19 protein-coding genes are annotated in these 21249 nt (G+C 50.1%); 7 read left to right on the forward strand and 12 right to left on the reverse strand.

Going from position 1 to position 21249, the window contains the following annotated elements:
* Positions 1 to 68: 68 nt before the first annotated feature.
* Positions 69 to 695 (reverse strand): uracil phosphoribosyltransferase, encoded by a 627-nt coding sequence (gene upp / locus EA26_RS16680; protein WP_039430243.1) that lies wholly within the window; start codon positions 693 to 695, stop codon positions 69 to 71.
* A gap of 177 nt (positions 696 to 872) precedes the next feature.
* Between upp and purM the strand changes: the two genes are divergently transcribed.
* On the forward strand, positions 873 to 1913 hold the full coding sequence (gene purM / locus EA26_RS16685; protein WP_039430245.1) for a phosphoribosylformylglycinamidine cyclo-ligase: 1041 nt from the start codon (positions 873 to 875) through the stop codon (positions 1911 to 1913).
* Between the two features lie 140 nt (positions 1914 to 2053).
* Positions 2054 to 2695, forward strand: coding sequence for a phosphoribosylglycinamide formyltransferase (gene purN / locus EA26_RS16690; RefSeq protein ID WP_039430247.1), 642 nt, complete (start codon positions 2054 to 2056; stop codon positions 2693 to 2695).
* A 56-nt stretch (positions 2696 to 2751) separates the two neighbouring features.
* Here purN and EA26_RS16695 read toward each other — a convergent pair whose 3' ends face one another.
* Positions 2752 to 3597 (reverse strand): class II glutamine amidotransferase, encoded by an 846-nt coding sequence (locus EA26_RS16695; RefSeq protein WP_039430248.1) that lies wholly within the window; start codon positions 3595 to 3597, stop codon positions 2752 to 2754.
* Between the two features lie 39 nt (positions 3598 to 3636).
* Entirely contained in the window at positions 3637 to 4212 is a 576-nt protein-coding gene (gene lpcA, locus EA26_RS16700; protein WP_039430250.1) for a D-sedoheptulose 7-phosphate isomerase, read from the reverse strand.
* Between the two features lie 344 nt (positions 4213 to 4556).
* On the opposite strand from lpcA, the gene fadE reads away from it, so the two are divergent.
* Positions 4557 to 7001, forward strand: coding sequence for an acyl-CoA dehydrogenase FadE (gene fadE, locus EA26_RS16705; protein ID WP_039430252.1), 2445 nt, complete (start codon positions 4557 to 4559; stop codon positions 6999 to 7001).
* A gap of 140 nt (positions 7002 to 7141) precedes the next feature.
* On the opposite strand, the gene EA26_RS16710 is transcribed toward fadE, so the two are convergent.
* A complete protein-coding gene (locus EA26_RS16710; RefSeq protein WP_039430254.1) occupies positions 7142 to 8392 on the reverse strand; it encodes a TIGR03503 family protein in 1251 nt (416 codons plus the stop codon).
* A gap of 8 nt (positions 8393 to 8400) precedes the next feature.
* Complete coding sequence (dnaQ, locus tag EA26_RS16715) at positions 8401 to 9132, reverse strand: DNA polymerase III subunit epsilon (RefSeq protein WP_039430256.1); 732 nt, start codon at positions 9130 to 9132, stop codon at positions 8401 to 8403.
* Positions 9133 to 9199: 67 nt separating this feature from the next.
* Here dnaQ and rnhA point away from each other — a divergent pair, with 67 nt between their 5' ends.
* A complete protein-coding gene (gene rnhA / locus EA26_RS16720) occupies positions 9200 to 9661 on the forward strand; it encodes a ribonuclease HI (protein WP_039430257.1) in 462 nt (153 codons plus the stop codon).
* On the opposite strand, the gene EA26_RS16725 is transcribed toward rnhA, so the two are convergent.
* Entirely contained in the window at positions 9658 to 10419 is a 762-nt protein-coding gene (locus tag EA26_RS16725; RefSeq protein ID WP_039430259.1) for a class I SAM-dependent methyltransferase, read from the reverse strand. The genes rnhA and EA26_RS16725 overlap by 4 nt on opposite strands.
* A gap of 40 nt (positions 10420 to 10459) precedes the next feature.
* Between EA26_RS16725 and gloB the strand changes: the two genes are divergently transcribed.
* The 3 genes from gloB (at position 10460) to EA26_RS16740 (ending at position 13562) form a co-directional block, all read left to right on the forward strand.
* Positions 10460 to 11218 carry a hydroxyacylglutathione hydrolase gene (gene gloB, locus EA26_RS16730; protein WP_039430261.1) on the forward strand — a complete coding sequence of 253 codons (759 nt, stop codon included), beginning with the start codon at positions 10460 to 10462 and terminating at the stop codon, positions 11216 to 11218.
* A 71-nt stretch (positions 11219 to 11289) separates the two neighbouring features.
* The gene (locus EA26_RS16735; RefSeq protein ID WP_039430263.1) at positions 11290 to 12876 is read left to right on the forward strand and encodes a LysM peptidoglycan-binding domain-containing protein; all 1587 of its coding nucleotides are present in this window, start codon (positions 11290 to 11292) and stop codon (positions 12874 to 12876) included.
* Positions 12873 to 13562 carry a YIP1 family protein gene (locus tag EA26_RS16740; protein ID WP_039430265.1) on the forward strand — a complete coding sequence of 230 codons (690 nt, stop codon included), beginning with the start codon at positions 12873 to 12875 and terminating at the stop codon, positions 13560 to 13562. The genes EA26_RS16735 and EA26_RS16740 overlap by 4 nt, the downstream gene beginning before the upstream one ends.
* On the opposite strand, the gene EA26_RS16745 is transcribed toward EA26_RS16740, so the two are convergent.
* The 6 genes from EA26_RS16745 to dnaE form a co-directional block, all read right to left on the reverse strand.
* Positions 13531 to 14394, reverse strand: coding sequence for an endonuclease/exonuclease/phosphatase family protein (locus EA26_RS16745; RefSeq protein ID WP_039430267.1), 864 nt, complete (start codon positions 14392 to 14394; stop codon positions 13531 to 13533). The two genes, EA26_RS16740 and EA26_RS16745, sit on opposite strands and share 32 nt — an antisense overlap.
* A gap of 67 nt (positions 14395 to 14461) precedes the next feature.
* On the reverse strand, positions 14462 to 14800 hold the full coding sequence (glnB, locus tag EA26_RS16750; RefSeq protein WP_039431618.1) for a nitrogen regulatory protein P-II: 339 nt from the start codon (positions 14798 to 14800) through the stop codon (positions 14462 to 14464).
* Positions 14801 to 14939: 139 nt separating this feature from the next.
* Positions 14940 to 15251 (reverse strand): c-type cytochrome, encoded by a 312-nt coding sequence (locus EA26_RS16755; RefSeq protein ID WP_039430268.1) that lies wholly within the window; start codon positions 15249 to 15251, stop codon positions 14940 to 14942.
* Positions 15252 to 15360: 109 nt separating this feature from the next.
* A complete protein-coding gene (gene tilS, locus EA26_RS16760; protein ID WP_039430270.1) occupies positions 15361 to 16671 on the reverse strand; it encodes a tRNA lysidine(34) synthetase TilS in 1311 nt (436 codons plus the stop codon).
* A 77-nt stretch (positions 16672 to 16748) separates the two neighbouring features.
* Complete coding sequence (gene accA, locus EA26_RS16765) at positions 16749 to 17708, reverse strand: acetyl-CoA carboxylase carboxyl transferase subunit alpha (RefSeq protein WP_039430271.1); 960 nt, start codon at positions 17706 to 17708, stop codon at positions 16749 to 16751.
* 37 nt (positions 17709 to 17745) lie between these two features.
* Positions 17746 to 21225 carry a DNA polymerase III subunit alpha gene (gene dnaE, locus EA26_RS16770; protein ID WP_039430273.1) on the reverse strand — a complete coding sequence of 1160 codons (3480 nt, stop codon included), beginning with the start codon at positions 21223 to 21225 and terminating at the stop codon, positions 17746 to 17748.
* Positions 21226 to 21249: the final 24 nt, after the last annotated feature.

Consider the following 21249-nt stretch of genomic DNA (forward strand, 5'->3'; position numbering starts at 1 on the left):
CTCGTATAAATAAAAACGCCTGACATTGCTGCCAGGCGTTTTTATTTGCAATCGAGTTTTACTTTGGCTTATTTGGTACCAAAGATTTTGTCACCCGCATCACCCAGACCTGGGACAATGTAGCCTTTGTCATTCAATTTTTCGTCGATTGCCGCACAATACAGTTCAACATCTGGATGTGATTTTTCCAGTGCGGCGATCCCTTCAGGAGCCGCGACAAGAACCAGCACTTTAATCTGCTGACACCCTTTCTCTTTCAAAAGGTCGATGGTTGCGATCATCGAGCCGCCAGTCGCCAACATAGGATCGACCACCAAAGCGATGCGCTCTTCCATATTAGAAGCAAGCTTGTTGAAATATGGGATTGGCTCAAGTGTCTCTTCATCGCGGTAGATACCCACAACACTGATACGTGCGCTTGGCATGTGCTCCAAAACGCCATCCATCATTCCCAAACCCGCACGTAAAATTGGCACAACCGTGACCTTTTTACCCTTGATTTGATCGACAGCAACTGGGCCATTCCAACCTTCAATAGTCACTTTTTCCGTTTCAAAATCGGAAGTGGCTTCGTAGGTTAAAAGACTGCCAACTTCCGTTGCCAATTCGCGAAAACGCTTAGTGCTGATATCACCTTCTCTCATCAAACCAATCTTATGTTTTACAAGAGGATGTTTTACTTCAACAACTTTCATGTCTATCTCCGGCAATATAGATAAATTTTAAACAAACTGACCGATTATAAACGATTTCGTCACGAATTTCTCGTCACAAAGCGCAAGAAAAAAACTCGCGCAAACGTTTGCTCTTTATATTCGAGCACTGGTAGAATAGCGCCGTTTTCATATCCAACTTAAAACGAGGACTTCCCCGTGAGTGGTAATAACTCTTCTCTGAGCTATAAAGATGCTGGTGTAGACATCGATGCAGGCAACGCCCTAGTCGAACGTATTAAAGGTGCGGTTAAGCGCACACGTCGTCCTGAAGTCATGGGCGGCCTTGGTGGATTCGGCGCACTGTGCGAACTGCCAACTAAATACAAGCAGCCAGTTTTGGTGTCGGGCACCGACGGTGTAGGAACCAAACTGCGTCTCGCTCTGGATATGAACAAACACGACACCATCGGCATCGACTTAGTCGCGATGTGCGTCAACGATCTGATTGTGCAAGGCGCTGAACCTCTGTTTTTCCTTGATTACTACGCGACAGGCAAGCTGGACGTAGATACCGCTGCGGCCGTGGTTTCTGGCATTGCGGATGGTTGCGTACAGGCGGGCTGCGCTCTGATCGGTGGTGAAACCGCGGAAATGCCAGGAATGTATGAAGGCGAAGACTATGATGTCGCCGGTTTCTGCGTTGGCGTGGTCGAAAAAGAAGAGATCATTGATGGCAGTAAAGTGGCGGTTGGCGATGCGTTGATCGCCGTCGGTTCAAGTGGCCCACACTCAAACGGCTATTCGCTTATCCGTAAAATTCTTGAAGTGTCTGGCGCAGACAAGAACGAAGAACTGGCAGGACGTACCATTGGCGAGCACCTGCTGGAACCCACGAAAATCTATATTAAGTCAGGTCTAAAACTGATTGCTGAACACGACATTCATGCAATTTCGCACATCACTGGTGGTGGTTTCTGGGAAAACATTCCACGCGTGCTGCCTGAAGGCACCAAAGCGGTGATTGATGGCAAGAGCTGGCAATGGCCAGTGATCTTCCAATGGCTACAAGAGAAAGGCAACGTAGACACACACGAAATGTATCGCACATTCAACTGTGGTGTTGGCCTGATTATCGCTCTCCCACAAGCGCAAGCACAAGCCGCAGTGAAACTGCTGCAAGAGGAAGGTGAAAACGCTTGGGTTATCGGCGCGATCGCGAAAGCGGAAAGCGGCGAAGAGCAGGTTGAGATTCACTGATCCTTCAGCCGACGGCAAACAAACAGAATGAGGACTTATGTCCTCATTCTGCTATTTACGCCACTAAAAACCCTGAAAGAGTTAGGTATTCTGCCACTCTTTAGCGCAATAAACAGACTCACCAGGACATTGACACCCAGATGAAAAATATCGTGGTACTTATCTCCGGTAGCGGTAGCAACCTTCAGGCGATCCTTGAAGCCTGCCAATCTTCCATCACTAACGCCCAAGTTCGCGCGGTGTTTTCTAACAAAGCAGAGGCTTACGGCCTTGAACGCGCGCGGCAATTTGATGTGGCGACCCATTTTGTTGATCCGAAACCTTTTGCTAATCGAGCGGATTTCGACCAAGTGTTGATGGAGAAAATCGACACTTATCAGCCAGATATCATCGCCCTCGCCGGCTACATGCGAATTCTTAGTGGCGAGTTTGTGCGCCACTATTTAGGCAAAATGATCAATATTCATCCGTCGTTATTGCCGAAATACCCCGGCTTACACACTCACCAACGCGCCATTGACGCAGGGGATAGTGAACACGGAGCCAGCGTGCACTTTGTGACAGAAGAACTCGATGGCGGCCCTGTCATTTTACAAGCCAAAGTTCCGGTGTTTACGGATGACGATGCCGCGACGCTCGCCGCACGCGTGCAAACTCAGGAACACAATATTTACCCTTTGGTAGTCAAATGGCTGGCTGACGAACGCTTGGTAATGAAAAATGGAGCGGCCTATCTCGATGGCTTGCTGCTTGGCGCATCGGGCTACGCAGCGGACGAATAGTGCAAGTGATTCATTGGAAAGAAAAAAGGTTGCTTTGCGCAACCTTTTTATCTTGATTATTCCAGTGGTTCTGTCGGCGCTTGGCAACTGGGCTTTGGCGCAGCAAACGGCACATCTTTGAGTTGTGGCGCATTGGTGATAATCCGTTCACCAAAGTGAAACAGGCCATATTCACCGGGCTTCATTCGTTGCCATGCTTCATTGCCCGTCAAAGGCTGAGTAGCAATCACCGAAACAATATCGTTAGGGGTGGTCTCTTCTTGGAAGTTGATCTCCACATCTTCATCCAGTAAAGCGGCTTTGCCAAACGGGGCGCGACGCGTGATCCAGTACAGATGATTGGTGCAATAGGTCATCACATATTCCCCATCGCTCATCAGCATGTTAAACACCCCTTTTTCCTTTAGCACTTCGCAGCATGAGGCCAAATAGGTGAAAACACTTTCCATATCTTGTGGAGTTTCAGGATAGCGTCGCTCTAACTGGTTGAGCAGCCAACAAAATGCTTTTTCACTGTCGGTTTGTCCAACAGGGCGATGTCGACCAGAATCAAGCGTGTGGTAATCACTCAGTTGACCGTTGTGGGCAAATGTCCAGTAACGTCCCCAAAGCTCACGGGTAAATGGGTGGGTATTTTCCAGCGAAACACCGCCACGGTTAGCTTGACGAATATGGCTTATCACCGAACAGCTTTTGATCGGATAACTTTGCACCAGTTCAGCGATTTTGGACTCACAGCTCGGTTTGGGATCTTTAAAGGTGCGAAAGCCCTTTCCTTCATAAAAGGTAATCCCCCAACCATCGCGATGTGGCCCAGTTTTCCCGCCACGTTGCATCAATCCCGTAAAACTGAAACAGATGTCAGTGGGGACATTCGCGCTCATACCGAGCAATTCGCACATGCTAAAACAACTCCCTGCAAAGAAGAGGCAAAGCCTCTGTTATTCCATCTCTTTTTCGATCAATTGAATGATGATGTGGATGATCTTGATATGTACTTCCTGAATGCGATCGGCGTAACCAAAGTGTGGGACACGGATCTCAACGTCTGCCAGACCTGCCATTTTGCCGCCATCTTTACCGGTGAGCGCGATGGTTTTCATCCCTTTCGCTTTTGCCGCTTCAATCGCTTTAAGAATGTTGCCAGAGTTGCCTGAAGTAGACAGACCAAACAACACATCACCTTTACGACCAACCGCTTCAACGTAACGTGAGAAGACGTATTCGTAACCAAAATCATTGCTGACACAAGACAAGTGGCTCGGATCAGAGATAGCAATGCCAGCGTAACCCGGGCGGTTTTCACGGTAACGACCGGTTAGCTCTTCGGCAAAGTGCATTGCATCACAATGGGAACCACCATTACCACAAGAGAGAACTTTGCCATCTTGTTTGAATGAATCAGCAATCATTTTTGCTGCCGCTTCAATTTGGGCAAGATTGTGCTCGTCGCTGAGGAACTTGTTCAGAACTTCAGCCGCTTCCGTCAACTCATTTCTAATCAGATCTTGGTACATAAGATGTTCTCTTTTTTTGTTGTCATGTCACGCAATGCGCTCACGTTGGCAGGGCCGCGTTGCTCCCCTGCTCGTAGATAGGCTGAGTTTACCCACAAACAGGAAATTGTGTCGACACCAGAGGGCGAGATTTCGGCGATTTGTAAAGCGCTTTGAGGCGATCTGATGTCGAAATCACCATTGGAATCTCAAATTTAGAATTTTAGCTCTACTAAGATCACTTTTTGCTCAGAATTTGGTTTTACATTTCTTTAATAATTTGATTACACTTAAGCCAACTGGTTCGACCTCTTACCAACCCACAGACGTACCATAAATCAAACAGTCTGATAAGGAACACACATATGGACATCTTGCTCTCTATACTGGCGATGACCGCGGTGCTTGGCTTTACGCTCTATCACCGTCTGTCTCTAACCAAATCCGTTACTCTGCTGACCTTAACTATGCTGGCGCTCACCGTTGCTGACTACGCCAGTTCGGTTGGTTGGCTGTGCTATTTTCTGCTTTTGGCTGCACTTGCTGTGCCCTCACTGCGTCAGTCGCTCATCAGTGCTAAGGCACTGAAGCTGTTCAAGCAGGTATTGCCTGCGATGTCGCAAACCGAAAAAGAAGCGCTCGATGCCGGTACAGTTTGGTGGGAAGCGGAGCTGTTCAAAGGCAAGCCAGAATGGGAAAAATTACACGCCATTCCTGCGCCGAAACTGTCGGCTGAAGAACAAGCGTTTCTTGACGGCCCTGTCAACGAAGTGTGTGCGATGGTCAGCGATTACCAAGTGACCCACGAGCTGGCAGATTTACCACCGGAAGTATGGCAATACCTGAAAGATCACAAATTCTTCGCCATGATCATCAAGAAGAAATACGGTGGTCTGGAGTTTTCTGCTTATGCGCAGTCATTGGTGTTACAAAAACTGACTGGCGTTTCCGGCGTTCTTTCTTCAACCGTCGGCGTACCAAACTCTCTTGGCCCAGGTGAACTGCTGCAACATTACGGGACAGAAGAGCAGAAGAACTACTACCTGCCGCGCTTAGCGGAAGGTAAAGAGATCCCCTGTTTTGCTCTGACAAGTCCAGAAGCGGGCTCAGACGCGGGCTCAATCCCAGATTATGGCGTAGTTTGCAAAGGCAAATGGGAAGGCAAAGAAGTCCTTGGGATGCGCCTGACTTGGAACAAACGCTACATTACCCTCGCGCCAGTGGCGACAGTACTCGGTTTGGCGTTTAAGCTGCGCGACCCAGAGGGCCTGCTAGGCGATAAAGAAGATCTCGGTATTACCTGTGCCTTGATCCCAACGCACATCAAAGGCGTGGAAATTGGCAATCGCCACTTCCCACTCAACGTGCCGTTCCAAAATGGCCCTACCCGCGGTAAAGACATTTTTGTGCCAATTGATTTCATCATTGGCGGACAAAAAATGGCTGGCCAAGGCTGGCGTATGCTGGTTGAGTGTCTGTCGGTTGGCCGTGGTATCACCTTGCCATCGAACTCAACAGGCGGCATCAAATCCGCGGCGCTGGCGACGGGGGCCTACTCTCGCATTCGCCGTCAGTTCAAACAACCGATTGGTCAATTAGAAGGGGTTGAAGAGGCACTGGCACGTCTTGGCGGTAACGCCTACGTGATGGACGCAGCGAGCAACTTAACCGTGGCAGGTATTGATCTGGGTGAGAAACCGTCGGTGATCTCGGCCATCGTCAAGTACCACTGTACCCATCGTGGTCAGCGCAGCATTATTGATGCGATGGACATCGTCGGTGGTAAAGGCATCTGCTTAGGCCCATCCAACTTCTTGGCTCGTGGCTACCAAGGCGCACCGATTGCAGTGACCGTGGAAGGGGCGAACATCCTGACTCGTTCGATGATCATTTATGGTCAAGGGGCGATTCGCTGCCATCCTTATGTTCTGCAAGAAATGGAAGCCGCCTATTCGGATAAATCGGATGCGGTTGAGCAATTTGACGCAGCGCTGGCTGGTCACGTGAGCTTTACCATGAGTAACCTAGTGCGCAGTATTTGGTTTGGTTTAACCGACGGCTACGGCTCTAGCACGCCAACCAAAGATGTGACCAAGCGTTACTACCAGCAGTTGAACCGTTACAGTGCCAACATGGCGCTGCTCTCAGATATCTCGATGGCGGTTCTCGGTGGTTCACTGAAACGTCGTGAGCGCTTATCTGCGCGTTTGGGCGATATCCTAAGCCAGCTTTACTTAAGCTCAGCAACGCTAAAACGCTTTGAGCAAGATGGTCGCCCAGCCGAAGATCTGGCGCTGGTTCATTGGGGTCTGCAAGACAGCTTAAAACAGGCCGAAGTGGCCATCGATGAGTTCTTGGCGAACTTCCCGAACAAGGTGATTGGCAAAGCATTACGCGTGTTGATCATGCCATTTGGTCGTGTACGTAAAGCGCCAAGCGACAAAATTGACAGCCAAGTGGCGCGCATTCTGCAAACACCATGTGCAACGCGCAGCCGTATTGGTCGCAATCAATACCTGCAACCGACTGAGCACAACGCAGCTGGTAAGATTGAGCTGGCACTGTCTGTGATTTTGCAAGCGGAGCCGGTATTTGACAAAGTGTGCAAAGAGATCGGTGAGCGTCGCCCGTTCATGCGTTTGGATGAAGTGGCACAAATTGGTCTGGAACGTAAGATCATCAGTGTCGAAGATGCCGAGCTACTTAAAGAAGCCGAGCAACATCGCCTCTACACCATCAACGTGGATGACTTTGCTCCCGAGCATCTTGCCGCGAGCCAAGCAAGTAAAGTGATGGATAACGTCGCTTAACCTTCACTGCATAAAAACCAAGCGGGAGCCATCGGCTCCCGCTTTTTTTGTTAGATCGTATGCTCAGTCCCTTCTCTGACAAGAGGGTTTAAAGCCTTTGTCGCAAGTTTCCAACCCACTGTTTCTTTGTTTCAAACCCACTATTTCTTCGGTACTTCCAACTGCATTTCTGGAATCGCTTGGCGCTTCGCGCGGATCTTGCTCCAGACAAACCAACCGATCAGACCAAGAATAATCACCACCAAGTTACCCACCGCGATCATAATTAAACCTTGTTTACGATCTTCTGCGCGTTGCGCCAACATGCGTTGCTCTCCTTCAATACGGCGCTGCTCGGCGAGTTCCGCCTCTTTGGCTTTACGAGCCGCTTCAATATCGACTTCCTTAACCACGCTAAAGGTTTGCTCTGCAATAGGAAAGACAAGCGGGCGCTGAGTAGCCGCATCGGTGGCGTACACGTCACCTTTCCAAGAGTAAATGCCGATTTGATGGGTGCTGTCTAAGCTCATCTCCGCTTTCAGCGCCTCTTTCTGCGCCTGACCTTGTACATAATTAACAAAAGAATCCGGCGCAGTTTGCTCAATATGCACCGCAAGAGATCCCGGCGCGACCATTCCCTGCTCACCCGAGACAACAAAGCGGTGCGGCTGTCCTTCACGGCGAGATTGAATAAAAGTCGTCGACACCGGGCTCGGATAAACCAGCACATTTTGCTCTTTAGCGCGCAAAAACACCCCATTGCCCGAGGTGATTCGTGCGCGGTACTTACCCGGTTCCACTTCAATCGGCAATCGCACGGTAAACACGCCATCACCGGGCCTTTCATCCAAACCTTGCCCATCATCGCTAAAATCGCCGAGTACCACTGGCACCGGGCGCGCTTCTTTCACCAATTCCTGTTCATTTTCAACGTATTTAGTCAAGGTGACACGCAAGTTCACCCGGTCGAGAAAATCACGCAGCACCAAAGGCTGTCCATCTGATGCTAAACGGGCGGTAAACTTAATCACTTCACCACGATAGAGCCGATTAGGGAACGGATCCGTGCTTAAAGTGAGATGGGAAATTAAGCGGATATTGTTCTTCGGCGTTACTTTGCCCACCGCTTGCCACGGCCCGGGCATCGGATTCTCAATCGAAACGATATCCATCGCGGGCTCTTGATACCAACGCACGTTGTCGTAGGTTTTCCACGCGTAATATTTGCGCCCATCGGGGCGAACCAACACCACGGGCTGAGACGGATTTTCACGATAGATAAGAAAAGTGATCTGGTCGATAGTCGGGTCAACACGAAAACGGTTATCCAGTAAGGACATGGTCGATTCTGTCGCCGCCTGACTCACACAACTGAATAAAAACATGACAACGACTGATAATGTCCTCAACATAGATTCTCCTATTGACGCCAGAGGCAAGTTCCGCTTTTTTCTACGATATCTAATCGGCTTTGATGCGCATCTAGTTCATCGGCCGTTGCGCGTAAAACCTTAAGGGATTTTCGCCCTTCAATGCGGCGAATCCCTTCAACGCCACCTTCTTGTTTATTAGCGTTAAATTCCAGACTGGTTTGCCCACCCGTCATCAACAGATAGACGTCAGCGAGGATCTCCGCATCGAGCAAAGCGCCGTGCAATGTACGATGCGAGTTATCGATACCATAGCGCTCACAAAGCACGTCGAGGTTGTTGCGCTTGCCGGGGAAGATCTTCTTCGCCATCGCCAGCGTATCGGTCACTTGGCAGAAATCGGTGGTTTTACCTATCGCCGCATTCAACAGGCCAAATTCATAGTCCATGAAGCCAACGTCGAAGGGGGCGTTGTGGGCAACGAGCTCTGCGCCTTGAATAAACTGCAAAAACTCCTCGTGCACCTGACGATATTCCGGTTTATCGAGCAAAAACTCATCGGTAATACCATGCACTTCAATCGCTTCTGGCTGAATTTCTCGGTCCGGTTTTAGGTAGACATGAAAGTGCTTACCGGTCAGTTTGCGGTTGATGATCTCAACCGCACCGATCTCGATAATCCGATGCCCGAGATAGTGCGGGCCACCTTCTCGGTTCATACCTGTGGTTTCCGTATCGAGCACAACGATACGGTGGTGATCAGAATTGTTACTGGTATTCATAATGATATGTGTGTCAGACTATGCAGAATTCTGCTTTAAAAAATGCTTTCGCTAATAGTATCAAAACATGACTAAACAAGTTGAGATTTTCACAGATGGCTCGTGTCTCGGCAACCCGGGCCCAGGCGGTTATGGTGTGGTTTTACGCTACAAACAGACGGAAAAAACCTTAGCAAAGGGTTTTCACCTCACCACCAACAACCGCATGGAGATGATGGCATCGATTGTCGCTCTGCAAGCACTGAAAGAGCCATGCCATGTGATTCTCACTACAGACAGCCAATATGTTCGCCAAGGCATTACCCAATGGATCCACAACTGGAAAAAACGCGGCTGGAAAACCGCTGACAAAAAGCCGGTCAAAAACGCCGATCTTTGGCAAGCGCTCGATAAAGAGACCCAGCGCCACCAAGTAGAGTGGCATTGGGTGAAAGGTCACGCGGGCCATAGAGAAAATGAGATGTGTGACGAGCTCGCCCGTAGCGCCGCCGAAAATCCTACCGAAGACGATACTGGCTATCAACCTTAAGACGAACTCGCCGGCGGATGACGTTCTCGTAAGGCGTCCTGTTCACGATTCATTACCCCAAGCGGCGACAAACGACGTTTCAACTGCCAATGGGGTTTAATTGGCTTGAGCGGATAGGTGCGTTTTCTTGCCACAATAAAGTAGAGGCTGCCTGCCGGGTTGGCCCAATCACCTAAACCGTTTTCCAGCCAAGTCCACATCGTTTGGTATTTTTTCATAGGAAACAGCGCATAACGATCACAATGGACCACTTGGTAGTTGAGCACACTGAGCCAGTCTTTAATCCGGTTGGGGGTGAACATGCGTCCGCTCCAGGGCAGAGTGCGGCGGCGCCATGGCATTAAACTGGCGATGCCAGTCAAGCTGAGCGGGTTAAAGCCGCTGATAATCAGATAGCCATCATCCATCATCACGCGGTCAACTTCTCGCAACAAACGGTGCGGATCATTGGCGTAATCGAGTTGATGAGCCAAGATAACCACATCGAAGCTTTTCTCTAAAAAGGGCAATTCGTAACCATCTGCAATCACATTATGCAATGGGTTCTGGATATCGAGATTAACTTGGTGTTGAATGTTACATACTGCGCTGGTTAATTCGCAGCTCAAGCCGCCCAATTTCAGCAGATGGTAGCCGAACAGCTTCGGACACCACTCATCAAGCCGGGTCTGAATCGACTCACGGACCCATTGTCCGTTGTTCATTCCGTCCCAAGTATATGGATGCGGGAGTTTTTTACTGCTTAATGCTGGCTTCATTAACCACCTGACCTATATTAGAGCGAGCGGAGAATCAATCATGTTAGAGATCAAAAGCATACCCGCATTTAACGACAATTACATCTGGCTGATTCACAATAGTGAACTTGGGTGTGCTGTGGTCGATCCGGGCGACGCCACTCCAGTGCTTCACTACCTCAAGCAACACGGCTTCACGTTAGAGGCCATCCTTATTACCCACCATCACAATGATCACATTGGCGGCGTGCCCGACCTCGTCAGAGCCTATCCCAACGTGAATGTCGTCGGGCCGCAGCATGAGCCGATCCCAACCCTGACTCACCCCGTGGATGAGGGCGATCAGATCGAATTGTTTGGTGAGCGCTTCCACGTCATCACCTTGCCCGGTCATACCCTCGGCCACATTGGTTATGTCGGCGATGGCAAACTGTTTTGCGGTGACGTGCTGTTCTCGGCTGGCTGCGGGCGCATTTTTGAAGGCACGCCACAGCAAATGTTTGACTCTCTTAGCAAGCTGCAAGCTCTGCCTGATGAGACGAAAATCTATTGCGCGCATGAATACACCGCCAGCAATCTGGCCTTTGCCTTAGCCGTGGAGCCAGATAATCTTGAGTTGCAGCAGTATCGTGATGAAGTCAATCGTCTGCGAGCACAAAACGCGCCCACCCTGCCTACAACGCTAAAACGCGAAAAAATGGTCAACCCATTTTTGCGCTATCAGCAGCCCAGCGTGATCAATTCCGTCGCGAGCCGGGCACAAAATAGCGATCCAGTTTCGATTTTTACTGCTTTGCGTGAGTGGAAGAACGAATTTTAACCTTTTGCTGCTTGTCTCCTGACTAAGGAGGCAAGTATTATCAGCAGCCCAAAAGTTAACAGGCTGGACCCATGCGTTTAAAGTACAGTTGGGTGTTGGCACTCTTATTGGCGGGCTGTCAGATCACGCAGCCAGATAGCAATATCAGTTCAACACCTGAAACCAATAGCCCGGATGCGGAGCAACACACTTCCGTGGCAACGGACAATCCTCCCGGCCAAAGCGGCAAGGTGAAAAACGACACTCAGGTCGAGCAACCGATTGTCACACCGCAAACCCAAGCAGATATCTGGCAGCGCATCGCCATGCAACTGACGCTGGAAGTACCGCAGCATAAAAAAGTCGATTACTATCGAACTTGGTATCTCAATCATCCAAATCATCTCAAAACCGTCTCAGAGCGTGCCAAACCATTCCTTTACCTCATCACTGAGAAAATTGAGCAGCGTGGACTGCCGCTGGAGCTGGCCCTTCTGCCCGTGGTGGAAAGCTCGTTTGACGCTTTCGCCTACTCGCATGGCAGCGCGGCTGGCTTGTGGCAGTTTGTGCCCGGCACCGCAGAGATGTATGGCCTTGAGCAAAACTTCTGGTATGACGGCCGACGTGATGTCGCGGCGGCAACCGACGCCGCATTGGACTACCTCACTTACCTCAACAATCGTTTTGATGGCAACTGGAATCATGCGATCGCGGCTTACAACAGCGGTGGCGGTCGAGTCTCCAGTGCGATTCGTAAAAATCTCAAGCTGGGTAAGCCAACCGATTTTTTCTCGCTCGATCTGCCTAAAGAGACCAGTGGCTATGTGCCGAAACTACTCGCATTGGCTGACATTGTCGCCAATCAAGAGAAGTATGGTATAGAAATTCCGCCCATCGCCAATCAGCCAGTGCTGCAATTGGTCGATCCGGGAGAACAGCTCGATCTGGCGATTGCTGCGCAATACGCGGGCATGCCAGTCAAAGAGTTACAGAGTTACAACCCAGCCTACAATCAGTGGTCAACCGCCCCTGATGGTCCGTTTCAACTGCTGATTCCCATCGACAAAAGTGAGCACTTTCTCGCCAAGGTGGAAGAAAATCGCGGTAAAGGATTGAAATTGGTGCGTTATAAAGTGCGCTCAGGCGATACTCTGAGCGAGCTGGCAAGTAAATACAACACCACCAGCGACGTGATTCGCACCGCGAATACGTTAACTGGCAATACCATTCGCGTCGGTCAGTACTTGATGATCCCAACGTCAACCAAAGACGTCAGCGCTTACACTCTCTCAGCGCAAAACCGCTTGGCGAAAACCCAAGCCACGGCGCGTGGTAAGTACAAGCTGACTCATGTGGTGCAAAATGGGGATAGCTTGTGGAGCATTGCCAAAGCAAACAAAGTCTCCCATCAAGCCTTGGCGAAATGGAACGGAATGGGGCCAAGAGACACACTGCGCGTTGGGCAAGAGCTGGTGATCTGGAAAGACAGCAGTGAAGGCGCGGTGATCCGCACGGTTTTTTATCAAGTTCGGGCTGGTGACACCATCAGCGCGATCGCCAGCCGATTCAAAGTAAAGAGCACCGATATTGTTAAATGGAATGCTCTGCAAAATCAAAAATACCTGAAACCAGGTCAAAAACTTAAACTTTATGTTGATGTTACTAAGGTAAGTGTATGAATCCATCCAGTAACCCTTTTGTCATGCTCTTTGACATCTTCCGCTCGCCGACAGCGTGCTTTTTAGCACTCTATCAACGAGGCGCTTGGGGATGGCTGCCCTATGTTCTGCTGATTCTTAGCCCTTTTCTATTTTGGGGGGCTTATTTCTCTAACGTGGATTTTCAATGGTTGACTTCGGTACTTTCGCCACAATTTGAGCAGATCAATCCAGAACAGATAAAATTCCTCGACGATCCCAATACGTTGATGGCCAGTGAGATCATCAGTGACATTCTTAGTCGAACGCTGACAATTTTGTTCTTAGCTTTTTGGTTCACTTTAGCCACCAAACCGAGTCAACATCAGCATGGTTTTTGGAAGTGGTTTGCCGCAGCCTCTGTCATTACCTTTCCTGCCTTGATTGGCGATCTCGCCAGTTACGCCAGTTTGCTACTCAAACATGGCCAAGTAGTCAGCTACGCGGCTGACTTAAACAGCTTAAATGGTTTGATCAAATTACCACTGACCAGCGAATGGTCATCGTTTGCGGGCGGATTGCCTTTGCTTCTGCCCTGGTACATTGTGCTGGGTTATGCGGCCGTGCTGACCTGGACCGAGTTTGAACGCGGGCAAGCTCTGGTGATCTCTGCCCTACCTTGGCTGGGTTATTACTTTATTTGGGCGCTGTCTGTGCTGATATTTTAAAGCTCACCAATAAAGGATTATGATCGGAAGCGTCCGTTTTGGGCGCTTTCGCTTTCTCTAGCGTGAGTCCTCGATAGAAAACATGGTCCAACACTCGGCCAGTGATAAAACGGGTGCGTAAATCAGGCTGAAAGACCACTTCTTGCAGCGCTAATTTCTCAACGATATCCTGCAATGTGCTCCAGCGCTCCTCATTCCAGCTATTAAAATCGCCCGCCAGAATCACTGGGCCTTGATGCTTGGTCAGCGCGTTAACTAAGGCATCAATTTGCTGCTGGTAGGCTTGCACGCCCAAGGTAAAATTCACCGCATGAATATTGGCCACCGCCAGCGTGCTGCCATTGGAGAGTGGGTATTCGGAATAGAGTGCCGATTTGGGAAGACGTAACCAAGGTTCTAACTGGGTGTAACCGCACGCTAAAACCGGTTTGTGCTTGGCTAAAGTCAAAACCCCCGCACTTTTGTTAAACGCCTTAAACGCATTCACTTGTTGTGCATGCCAACCTTCAGAAGCGAGCCAACGTTTGAGGGGATCATCTAAGCTCGCTTCCTGCAGTAGTACCAGTTGCGCCCCATCAGCGTACTCGCTCAATGCTGTGTTCCAATTGCGGCGGTTTTGTTTGTAAATATTCCACACCAACAGTGTCAGTTCACCCTGCTGGTCAATACTCTGCCTGCTGTGGCTTTGCAGACAATCTAATTGCAAATTAATTGCCCCATCAGCGATGGTGACCATCTCTGGCTGTTCGGGAATGGTGAAGATAGTGTGAAAGGCAAAATAGCCCGCAACAACCAAAAAAGTAGGATACAGGAGCAGGGAACGTTTTTTCATTGCAATCACGCAGCTTAGTGTTGGACAAAAAGAAAAGGAGCCAGACGGCTCCTTATGTTGCTTTGAATCAGATTGCGTCTTCGTCTTCTTCGCCAGTACGGATACGTACTACCCGCTCGACGTTAGTGACGAAAATCTTACCATCGCCGATCTTGCCCGTTTGCGCGGTTTCAATAATGGTCTCGACGCATTTATCCGCGACGTCCTCATTCACCACGATTTCCAGCTTCACCTTCGGCAAAAAGTCCACCATGTACTCTGCGCCGCGATAAAGCTCAGTGTGGCCTTTCTGACGACCAAAACCTTTAACTTCAGACACCGTCATACCAGTAATGCCAACTTCCGCCAACGCTTCACGGACATCATCGAGCTTAAATGGCTTGATAATCGCTTCAATCTTTTTCATGTTCATCCCTTAAACTTTCATTGATTTGCTTATTATTCATGAGCAATCAGCAACATTCAATCAGAAAACCACGTTTCCTTTGGCTTAATAACAAAGCCAGAGCATAAGCTCTGGCGATGAGTATTGGTTTTTGCAATCACTACTTCAAGCTGGCGTAGTAAGCGGCAACGTTAGCAATATCGGCATCACTGAGCATCGCAGCCTGCGCTTGCATGACCACGGCCAAACCACCTGTACGCTCTTTGTTTTTGTAGGCTTTAATCGACGAGACCAGATACTGCTCATTCTGACCTTTCAGGTGCGGGTACCCTGGAATCACCGCTATCCCATCCGCGCCATGACACGCCGCGCAAATGGCCGATTTAGCTTGCCCTGCAGCGATATCACCTGCCATTACACTTCCACTCATCAGGCCCAATCCAAGAGCCAGACCGATTGCGACTTTCTTCATTGCTTTTCCTTTTTATCTGTATTGGTCAAGGTTTATGGGCAATACCACCGACGATCTAACCAGACGGCGCCCAAAACTTATATCCTTGCGATTTTTACATGAATTTGGATTACTTGCGCCAAAAGAGCTCACAATCCTGACCAATAAATTCACGGTCAACAAACAACCCGGCAACCGCAACCACTTTATCCGCACACATAAGTATCGGCGTGCGGCGTCGTAGCCAGCTCGGCACTTGGTATTCTTGAAACAGTTTCTTCATTTTGCGCCGATGTCCACGCTCTGCTGGATGGGCGCTTAATCCCTCCGGATCAAAAGTCACATAGAGCTTTTCGCCAGCAGGAGGAAGTGCCAAGCGGCCTTCGCCGGGAGTAGACTCTAAGGTTAAAACGCCAAGATGATCTGGCAAAGCCAAGGATTGGCTCAGTTTAATCTCAGCGCGCCACTGGCTGATATCGCGACTCTGCGCCACAAAATAGAGACGCTGATTGAATCGGCGCACCTGTCCTTGCCCGAGCTGCAAGATCGGATTGGCATCGGCCTTAGCAAGCGCAACTTGCTGCCAGAGAATCTGCAAGTTGTGACGGCTTGGCATCGGCTGACCGAGCGAAGCCAACCACATACGCAACAAACGAAGTCGCGCTTGCTCGCTTTGTTGGCAAAGCACCGCTAACGCTAGGCTGTGATCCGCTTGTAAAGCGCTCTCTAAAACGGGCGATAAAAGCTCATCTAACAAACTTTCTTGCTCGGCACACAGATGCGCGCTGCGCTGCACTGCGCCAGAGAAACCGGGCCAACGCTGCGTAATTTTCGGCAGCACCTCTTGGCGCAGAAAATTGCGATCGTAGCGCGTATCTAGGTTACTTTCGTCTTCGACCCATTCTAAACTCAGCTGCCTAGCGGCAAGCTCAATCTCCGAGCGTGCGACCGACAGCAAGGGGCGGAGCAGAAATCCTTGCGCAAACGGCGTACATTGGGCCATCGCTGAAAGCCCTTTCGGACCGCTGCCGCGCTTGAGGGCAAGGAGAAAGGTTTCGACTTGATCATCGGCATGCTGCCCCGTAAGAAGCAGGTCGCCCGGCTCAAGATGCTTAGCGAGCGCCTGATAACGCGCCTGTCTGGCTCGCTCTTCTACGCTGTCGCCTACCATCAGTTCAAGTTGCACTTTCTCCACCACACACGAGAGCTGTTTCTCCTGACACCATTCGACACAGCGCTGGCTCCACAGGTCGGCATTGTCGCTTAAACCATGATGGACATGCACCACAACACATTGCCTTTGCTGCTCGAAAGCGAAACGTGCAGCGCACTCAAGCAAGATCCTTGAGTCGACACCACCACTAAAAGCGACAACTAGGCGCGAGGCTGGCAGCAAATGATCTGCAATGACGTTTGTGAAACGGTGATAGATAGACTCCATGCATTCTTCTCGTGGACAAAAATAAAAAGGGCTGAACGAGAATGTTCAGCCCTTGATTGTATAAGATAGTGGTTAAATTAGCAGTAACCGTAGTTCATCAGACGCGCGTAACGACGCTCTAGCAACACGTCTTTATCAAACTGCTCAAGTTCAGCCAACTGGCGAAGCAAAGTAGCTTTCATGTTCGCGGCCATCTGCACGTGATCGCGATGCGCACCGCCCAGAGGTTCCTCGATGATCTCATCAATCAGTTCAAGTTCTTTCAAACGTGGCGCAGTTAGGCCCATCGCTTCAGCAGCTTGTGGCGCTTTATCAGAATCGCGCCACAAAATCGACGCACAGCCTTCTGGTGAAATAACCGAATAAGTTGAGTATTGCAGCATGTTGACATAGTCACCGACACCAATCGCCAGCGCGCCGCCAGAGCCACCTTCACCCACCACGTTACAAATAACCGGAACCGTTAGGCCTGCCATCTCTTTAAGGTTGGTGGCAATCGCTTCTGATTGACCGCGCTCTTCAGCACCAACACCTGGGTAAGCCCCTGCGGTATCGATAAAGGTGATGATTGGCATATTGAAGCGTTCTGCCATTTTCATTAAACGCAGCGCTTTACGATAGCCTTCTGGTTTTGGCATACCAAAGTTACGTTTCACTTTCTCTTTGGTTTCACGACCTTTTTGATGACCGATGATCATCACCGGGCGACCTTCTAGGCGTGCCATACCCGCCACGATAGCTTTGTCATCAGCGTAAGCACGGTCGCCCGCCAACTCGTCAAACTCTTCAAAAACGTGCTTAACGTAATCCAGCGTATAGGGACGCAGTGGATGACGTGCCAATTGTGCTGTTTCCCAAGCCCCTAAATCGGCGAAGGTTTTCTTTTTCAGCTCTAAGCTTTTCTTCTCAAGCTGCTCAATCTCTTTACCAAGGTCAATGGCTGAGTCGCCTCCGTGACGCGAGACATCACGCAGGGCTTGGATTTTTGCTTCTAGTTCAGCAATCGGCTTTTCAAATTCTAGAAAGTTCAGGCTCATCTATGAATCCTTGTTGATTCGGCATATTACGCCAAATTTAGTTAAATTCGAGTTCTACCTGGTCTTTACCAAGTAACATCTTTAAGTCATCAAGTAATGTATCACTAGGCGTTACTCGCCATTCCGTGCCCAATGTTAACCGCGCTCTGGCGTCGGCACGCTGGTAGTATACATTGACAGGAACCGTTCCGGCTTTATGTGGCTCTAAGATCCGACTAAAGCGCGCAAAAAACTGGTCATCAATCTGTGATGCAGTGACAGAAACGGACACGCCTCGGGCGTATTTTTCCCGCGCCGAACCGAGGTCCATGACTTCGCGAGCCGTCATTTTAAGGCCACCATTGAAGTCATCAAAGCTGACCTGTCCGGAAACCACCAGAATTCTATCTTTTTCCAGCAGTTCTGCATACCGTTCAAGTGCATCTGAGAACAACATCACTTCCATGCGACCACTGCGATCATCTAAGGTCATGATACCGATGCGCGTACCGCGCTTGGTGGTCATCACTCGCGCGGCGATCACCAGCCCGGCTAAAGTCAACGATTGATCGCGCCGAGTCGGCGTCGCGTCTTTTAATCGACAACTGGTGTACTTATTAAGTTCCGACAGATAAGCATTCACCGGATGCCCAGTCAGATAAAGGCCTAACGTTTCACGTTCGCCTTCCAGCCACACTTTTTCCGGCCAAGGTTCAACCTGAATGTACTTGTGTTCGACCTCTTCAGGCGCATCCGTCAACACGCCAAACATGTCCGCCTGACCAAACGCCTCCGCTTGGTGGTACTGGCTCGCCGCTTTGACCGCGTCATCCAGCGAGGCCATCATCGCCGCGCGATGCGGGCCTAGCCTGTCTAGCGCACCTGCGTAAATCAGCTTTTCAATCACCCGCTTGTTAACTTTTTTAAGGTCAATACGCGCGCAGAAATCAAATAGATCTTTAAAGTGACCACCTTTATTGCGCGCTTCTAAGATAGCGTCAATCGGTCCTTCACCCACCCCTTTGATGGCCCCGATGCCGTAAACAATCGCACCGTTTTCATCCACGTTGAAGCGGTAGAGCCCTGAGTTGATGTCTGGCGGCAAGACGGTCAGTTTCATGCGGAAACATTCGTCGACCAAGCCTACTACTTTTTCGGTGTTATCCATATCGGCCGTCATTACCGCGGCCATGAATTCGGCAGGATAGTGGGTTTTCAACCACAAGGTTTGGTAAGAAACCAGCGCATAGGCGGCTGAGTGCGATTTGTTAAATCCATACCCGGCGAACTTTTCCACCAAGTCAAAGATTTTCATCGCCAACTCGCCGTCAACACCGTTTTTCACCGCACCAGCTTCAAAAGTGGCACGCTGCTTGGCCATCTCTTCCGGCTTTTTCTTACCCATCGCCCGGCGTAGCATGTCTGCACCGCCTAGGGTATAACCCGATAAGACCTGAGCGATTTGCATAACCTGCTCTTGGTAGAGAATGATGCCGTACGTCGGGTCGAGGATCTCTTTTAGTGATTCGTGTTGCCACTTTTCATCTGGGTAAGAGATCGCTTCTCGGCCATGTTTACGGTCGATAAAGTTATCCACCATGCCCGATTGCAACGGCCCCGGACGAAACAAGGCCACCAATGCGATGATGTCTTCAAAACAGTCGGGCTGAAGTCGCTTGATCAGCTCTTTCATCCCGCGCGATTCGAGCTGGAATACAGCGGTGGTCTCTGAGTTTTGCAATAAGCGAAACGACGCCGGATCTTCCAGAGGGATGGATTCAATTCGGACGGGCGGTTTGCCTTCTTTCTCCAAGCGCGGGTTAATCAACCCTAACGCCCAGTCAATAATGGTGAGAGTTCGCAGCCCCAAGAAGTCAAACTTAACCAGCCCCGCCGTTTCGACGTCGTTCTTATCAAACTGAGTAACGGGGAAGTGCCCTTCCGCATCCGCATAGATCGGCGCAAAGTCGGTAATTGTGGTCGGAGAAATGACCACACCACCGGCGTGTTTACCGGCGTTACGCGTACAACCTTCCAAAATGCGGCACATGTCGATGAGTTCTTTCACTTCCTCATCGGCTTCATACAGCTCAGGCAGCGCTGGTTCGGCTTTAAATGCTTTTTCTAGCGTCATGCCCGGATCGGGCGGCACCAGTTTTGAAATACGATCGACGAAACCAAATGGATGACCAAGAACACGACCAACGTCACGGATTACCGCCTTTGCCGCCATAGTACCGAAGGTGATGATCTGCGATACCGCATCACGGCCATACATTTCGGCAACGTGATCAATGACTTGATCGCGCTTATCCATACAAAAGTCGACGTCGAAATCGGGCATGGATACCCGCTCTGGGTTGAGGAAACGTTCAAACAGCAGATCGTATTCAAGCGGATCCAGATCGGTGATTTTCAGCGCGTAAGCGACCAAAGAGCCGGCACCCGAACCACGACCAGGACCGACGGGAATCGCATTGTCTTTTGACCACTGGATGAACTCCATCACGATCAAGAAGTAGCCGGGAAAACCCATTTGGTTGATCACGTCCAGCTCGACTTGCAGACGTTCGTCATACTCAGGTCGGCGCTGGGCGCGCACTTCTGGATCGGGGAACAGGAACTCTAAACGCTCTTCCAATCCTTCGCGGGACTTCATCACTAAGTAGTCGGTTTCCGCCATGCCATCGGTTGGGAAAGCGGGTAGGAAATATTCACCGAGGCGAACGGTCACGTTGCAGCGTTTCGCGATTTCGACGCTGTTCTCCAACGCTTCTGGGATATCAGCAAACAGCTCGCACATCTCTTCTTCGCTGCGCAAGTATTGCTGCGGACTGTAATTTTTCGGACGACGCGGGTCCTCTAACGTGTAGCCATCGTGAATGGCCACACGAATTTCGTGCGCATCAAACAGATCTTCGCTGATAAACACCACTTCGTTGGTGGCAACCACGGGCAGATCGGTTTGTTCTGCCAGTTCAACCGCAAAATGTAGATACGTTTCTTCGTCGCTACGTCCGGTGCGCACTAGCTCTAGATAAAAGCGATCCGGAAAATGCTGCTGATAAAACGCCACGCAACTGTCGACTAAGGCACTGTTGCCTTTGAGCAGCGCTTTACCAATTTCGCCATTACGCGCCCCAGACAGCACAATCAATCCAGTCGAAAGCTCCGCTAGCCAAGCTTTGTCAATCACGGGTTGATGCTGCACGTGGCCGCGTAAATAGGCCTTTGAGATCAATAAGGTAAGATTGTTGTAGCCTATGTTATCGGTCGCCAACACAGTGAGGCAGGTCAACTCTTCGCCAAATTCGTCGGACTGCATTTTGAAATCTGCGCCAATGATCGGTTTGACGCCGTTACCATGTGCAGCTCCATAGAATTTCACCAAACCGCAGAGGTTGGTGAAATCGGTGAGCGCCATGGCTGGCATACCAAGTTCCGCTACTTTCTTCACCAAAGGCGGCACTTTGTTAATACCGTCCACCATCGAAAAGTCACTGTGAATGCGAAGATGGATAAATTTGGGATCTGACATCAATCGATACCGTTTGTACTAATT

The organism is Vibrio navarrensis (assembly GCF_000764325.1).
Taxonomy (GTDB): Bacteria; Pseudomonadota; Gammaproteobacteria; order Enterobacterales; family Vibrionaceae; genus Vibrio; species Vibrio navarrensis.

What these genes read in the sequence shown, in the direction of transcription:
- rnhA (WP_039430257.1), top strand. Translation starts at nt 9,200, where the DNA reads ATGACTAAACAAGTTGAGATTTTCACAGATGGCTCGTGTCTCGGCAAC.
- EA26_RS16695 (WP_039430248.1), bottom strand. Translation starts at nt 3,597, where the DNA reads ATGTGCGAATTGCTCGGTATGAGCGCGAATGTCCCCACTGACATCTGT.
- EA26_RS16745 (WP_039430267.1), bottom strand. Translation starts at nt 14,394, where the DNA reads ATGAAAAAACGTTCCCTGCTCCTGTATCCTACTTTTTTGGTTGTTGCG.
- tilS (WP_039430270.1), bottom strand. Translation starts at nt 16,671, where the DNA reads ATGGAGTCTATCTATCACCGTTTCACAAACGTCATTGCAGATCATTTG.
- dnaE (WP_039430273.1), bottom strand. Translation starts at nt 21,225, where the DNA reads ATGTCAGATCCCAAATTTATCCATCTTCGCATTCACAGTGACTTTTCG.
- EA26_RS16735 (WP_039430263.1), top strand. Translation starts at nt 11,290, where the DNA reads ATGCGTTTAAAGTACAGTTGGGTGTTGGCACTCTTATTGGCGGGCTGT.
- accA (WP_039430271.1), bottom strand. Translation starts at nt 17,708, where the DNA reads ATGAGCCTGAACTTTCTAGAATTTGAAAAGCCGATTGCTGAACTAGAA.
- EA26_RS16740 (WP_039430265.1), top strand. Translation starts at nt 12,873, where the DNA reads ATGAATCCATCCAGTAACCCTTTTGTCATGCTCTTTGACATCTTCCGC.
- glnB (WP_039431618.1), bottom strand. Translation starts at nt 14,800, where the DNA reads ATGAAAAAGATTGAAGCGATTATCAAGCCATTTAAGCTCGATGATGTC.
- purN (WP_039430247.1), top strand. Translation starts at nt 2,054, where the DNA reads ATGAAAAATATCGTGGTACTTATCTCCGGTAGCGGTAGCAACCTTCAG.
- dnaQ (WP_039430256.1), bottom strand. Translation starts at nt 9,132, where the DNA reads ATGAATACCAGTAACAATTCTGATCACCACCGTATCGTTGTGCTCGAT.
- fadE (WP_039430252.1), top strand. Translation starts at nt 4,557, where the DNA reads ATGGACATCTTGCTCTCTATACTGGCGATGACCGCGGTGCTTGGCTTT.
- gloB (WP_039430261.1), top strand. Translation starts at nt 10,460, where the DNA reads ATGTTAGAGATCAAAAGCATACCCGCATTTAACGACAATTACATCTGG.
- lpcA (WP_039430250.1), bottom strand. Translation starts at nt 4,212, where the DNA reads ATGTACCAAGATCTGATTAGAAATGAGTTGACGGAAGCGGCTGAAGTT.
- upp (WP_039430243.1), bottom strand. Translation starts at nt 695, where the DNA reads ATGAAAGTTGTTGAAGTAAAACATCCTCTTGTAAAACATAAGATTGGT.
- EA26_RS16710 (WP_039430254.1), bottom strand. Translation starts at nt 8,392, where the DNA reads ATGTTGAGGACATTATCAGTCGTTGTCATGTTTTTATTCAGTTGTGTG.
- EA26_RS16755 (WP_039430268.1), bottom strand. Translation starts at nt 15,251, where the DNA reads ATGAAGAAAGTCGCAATCGGTCTGGCTCTTGGATTGGGCCTGATGAGT.
- EA26_RS16725 (WP_039430259.1), bottom strand. Translation starts at nt 10,419, where the DNA reads ATGAAGCCAGCATTAAGCAGTAAAAAACTCCCGCATCCATATACTTGG.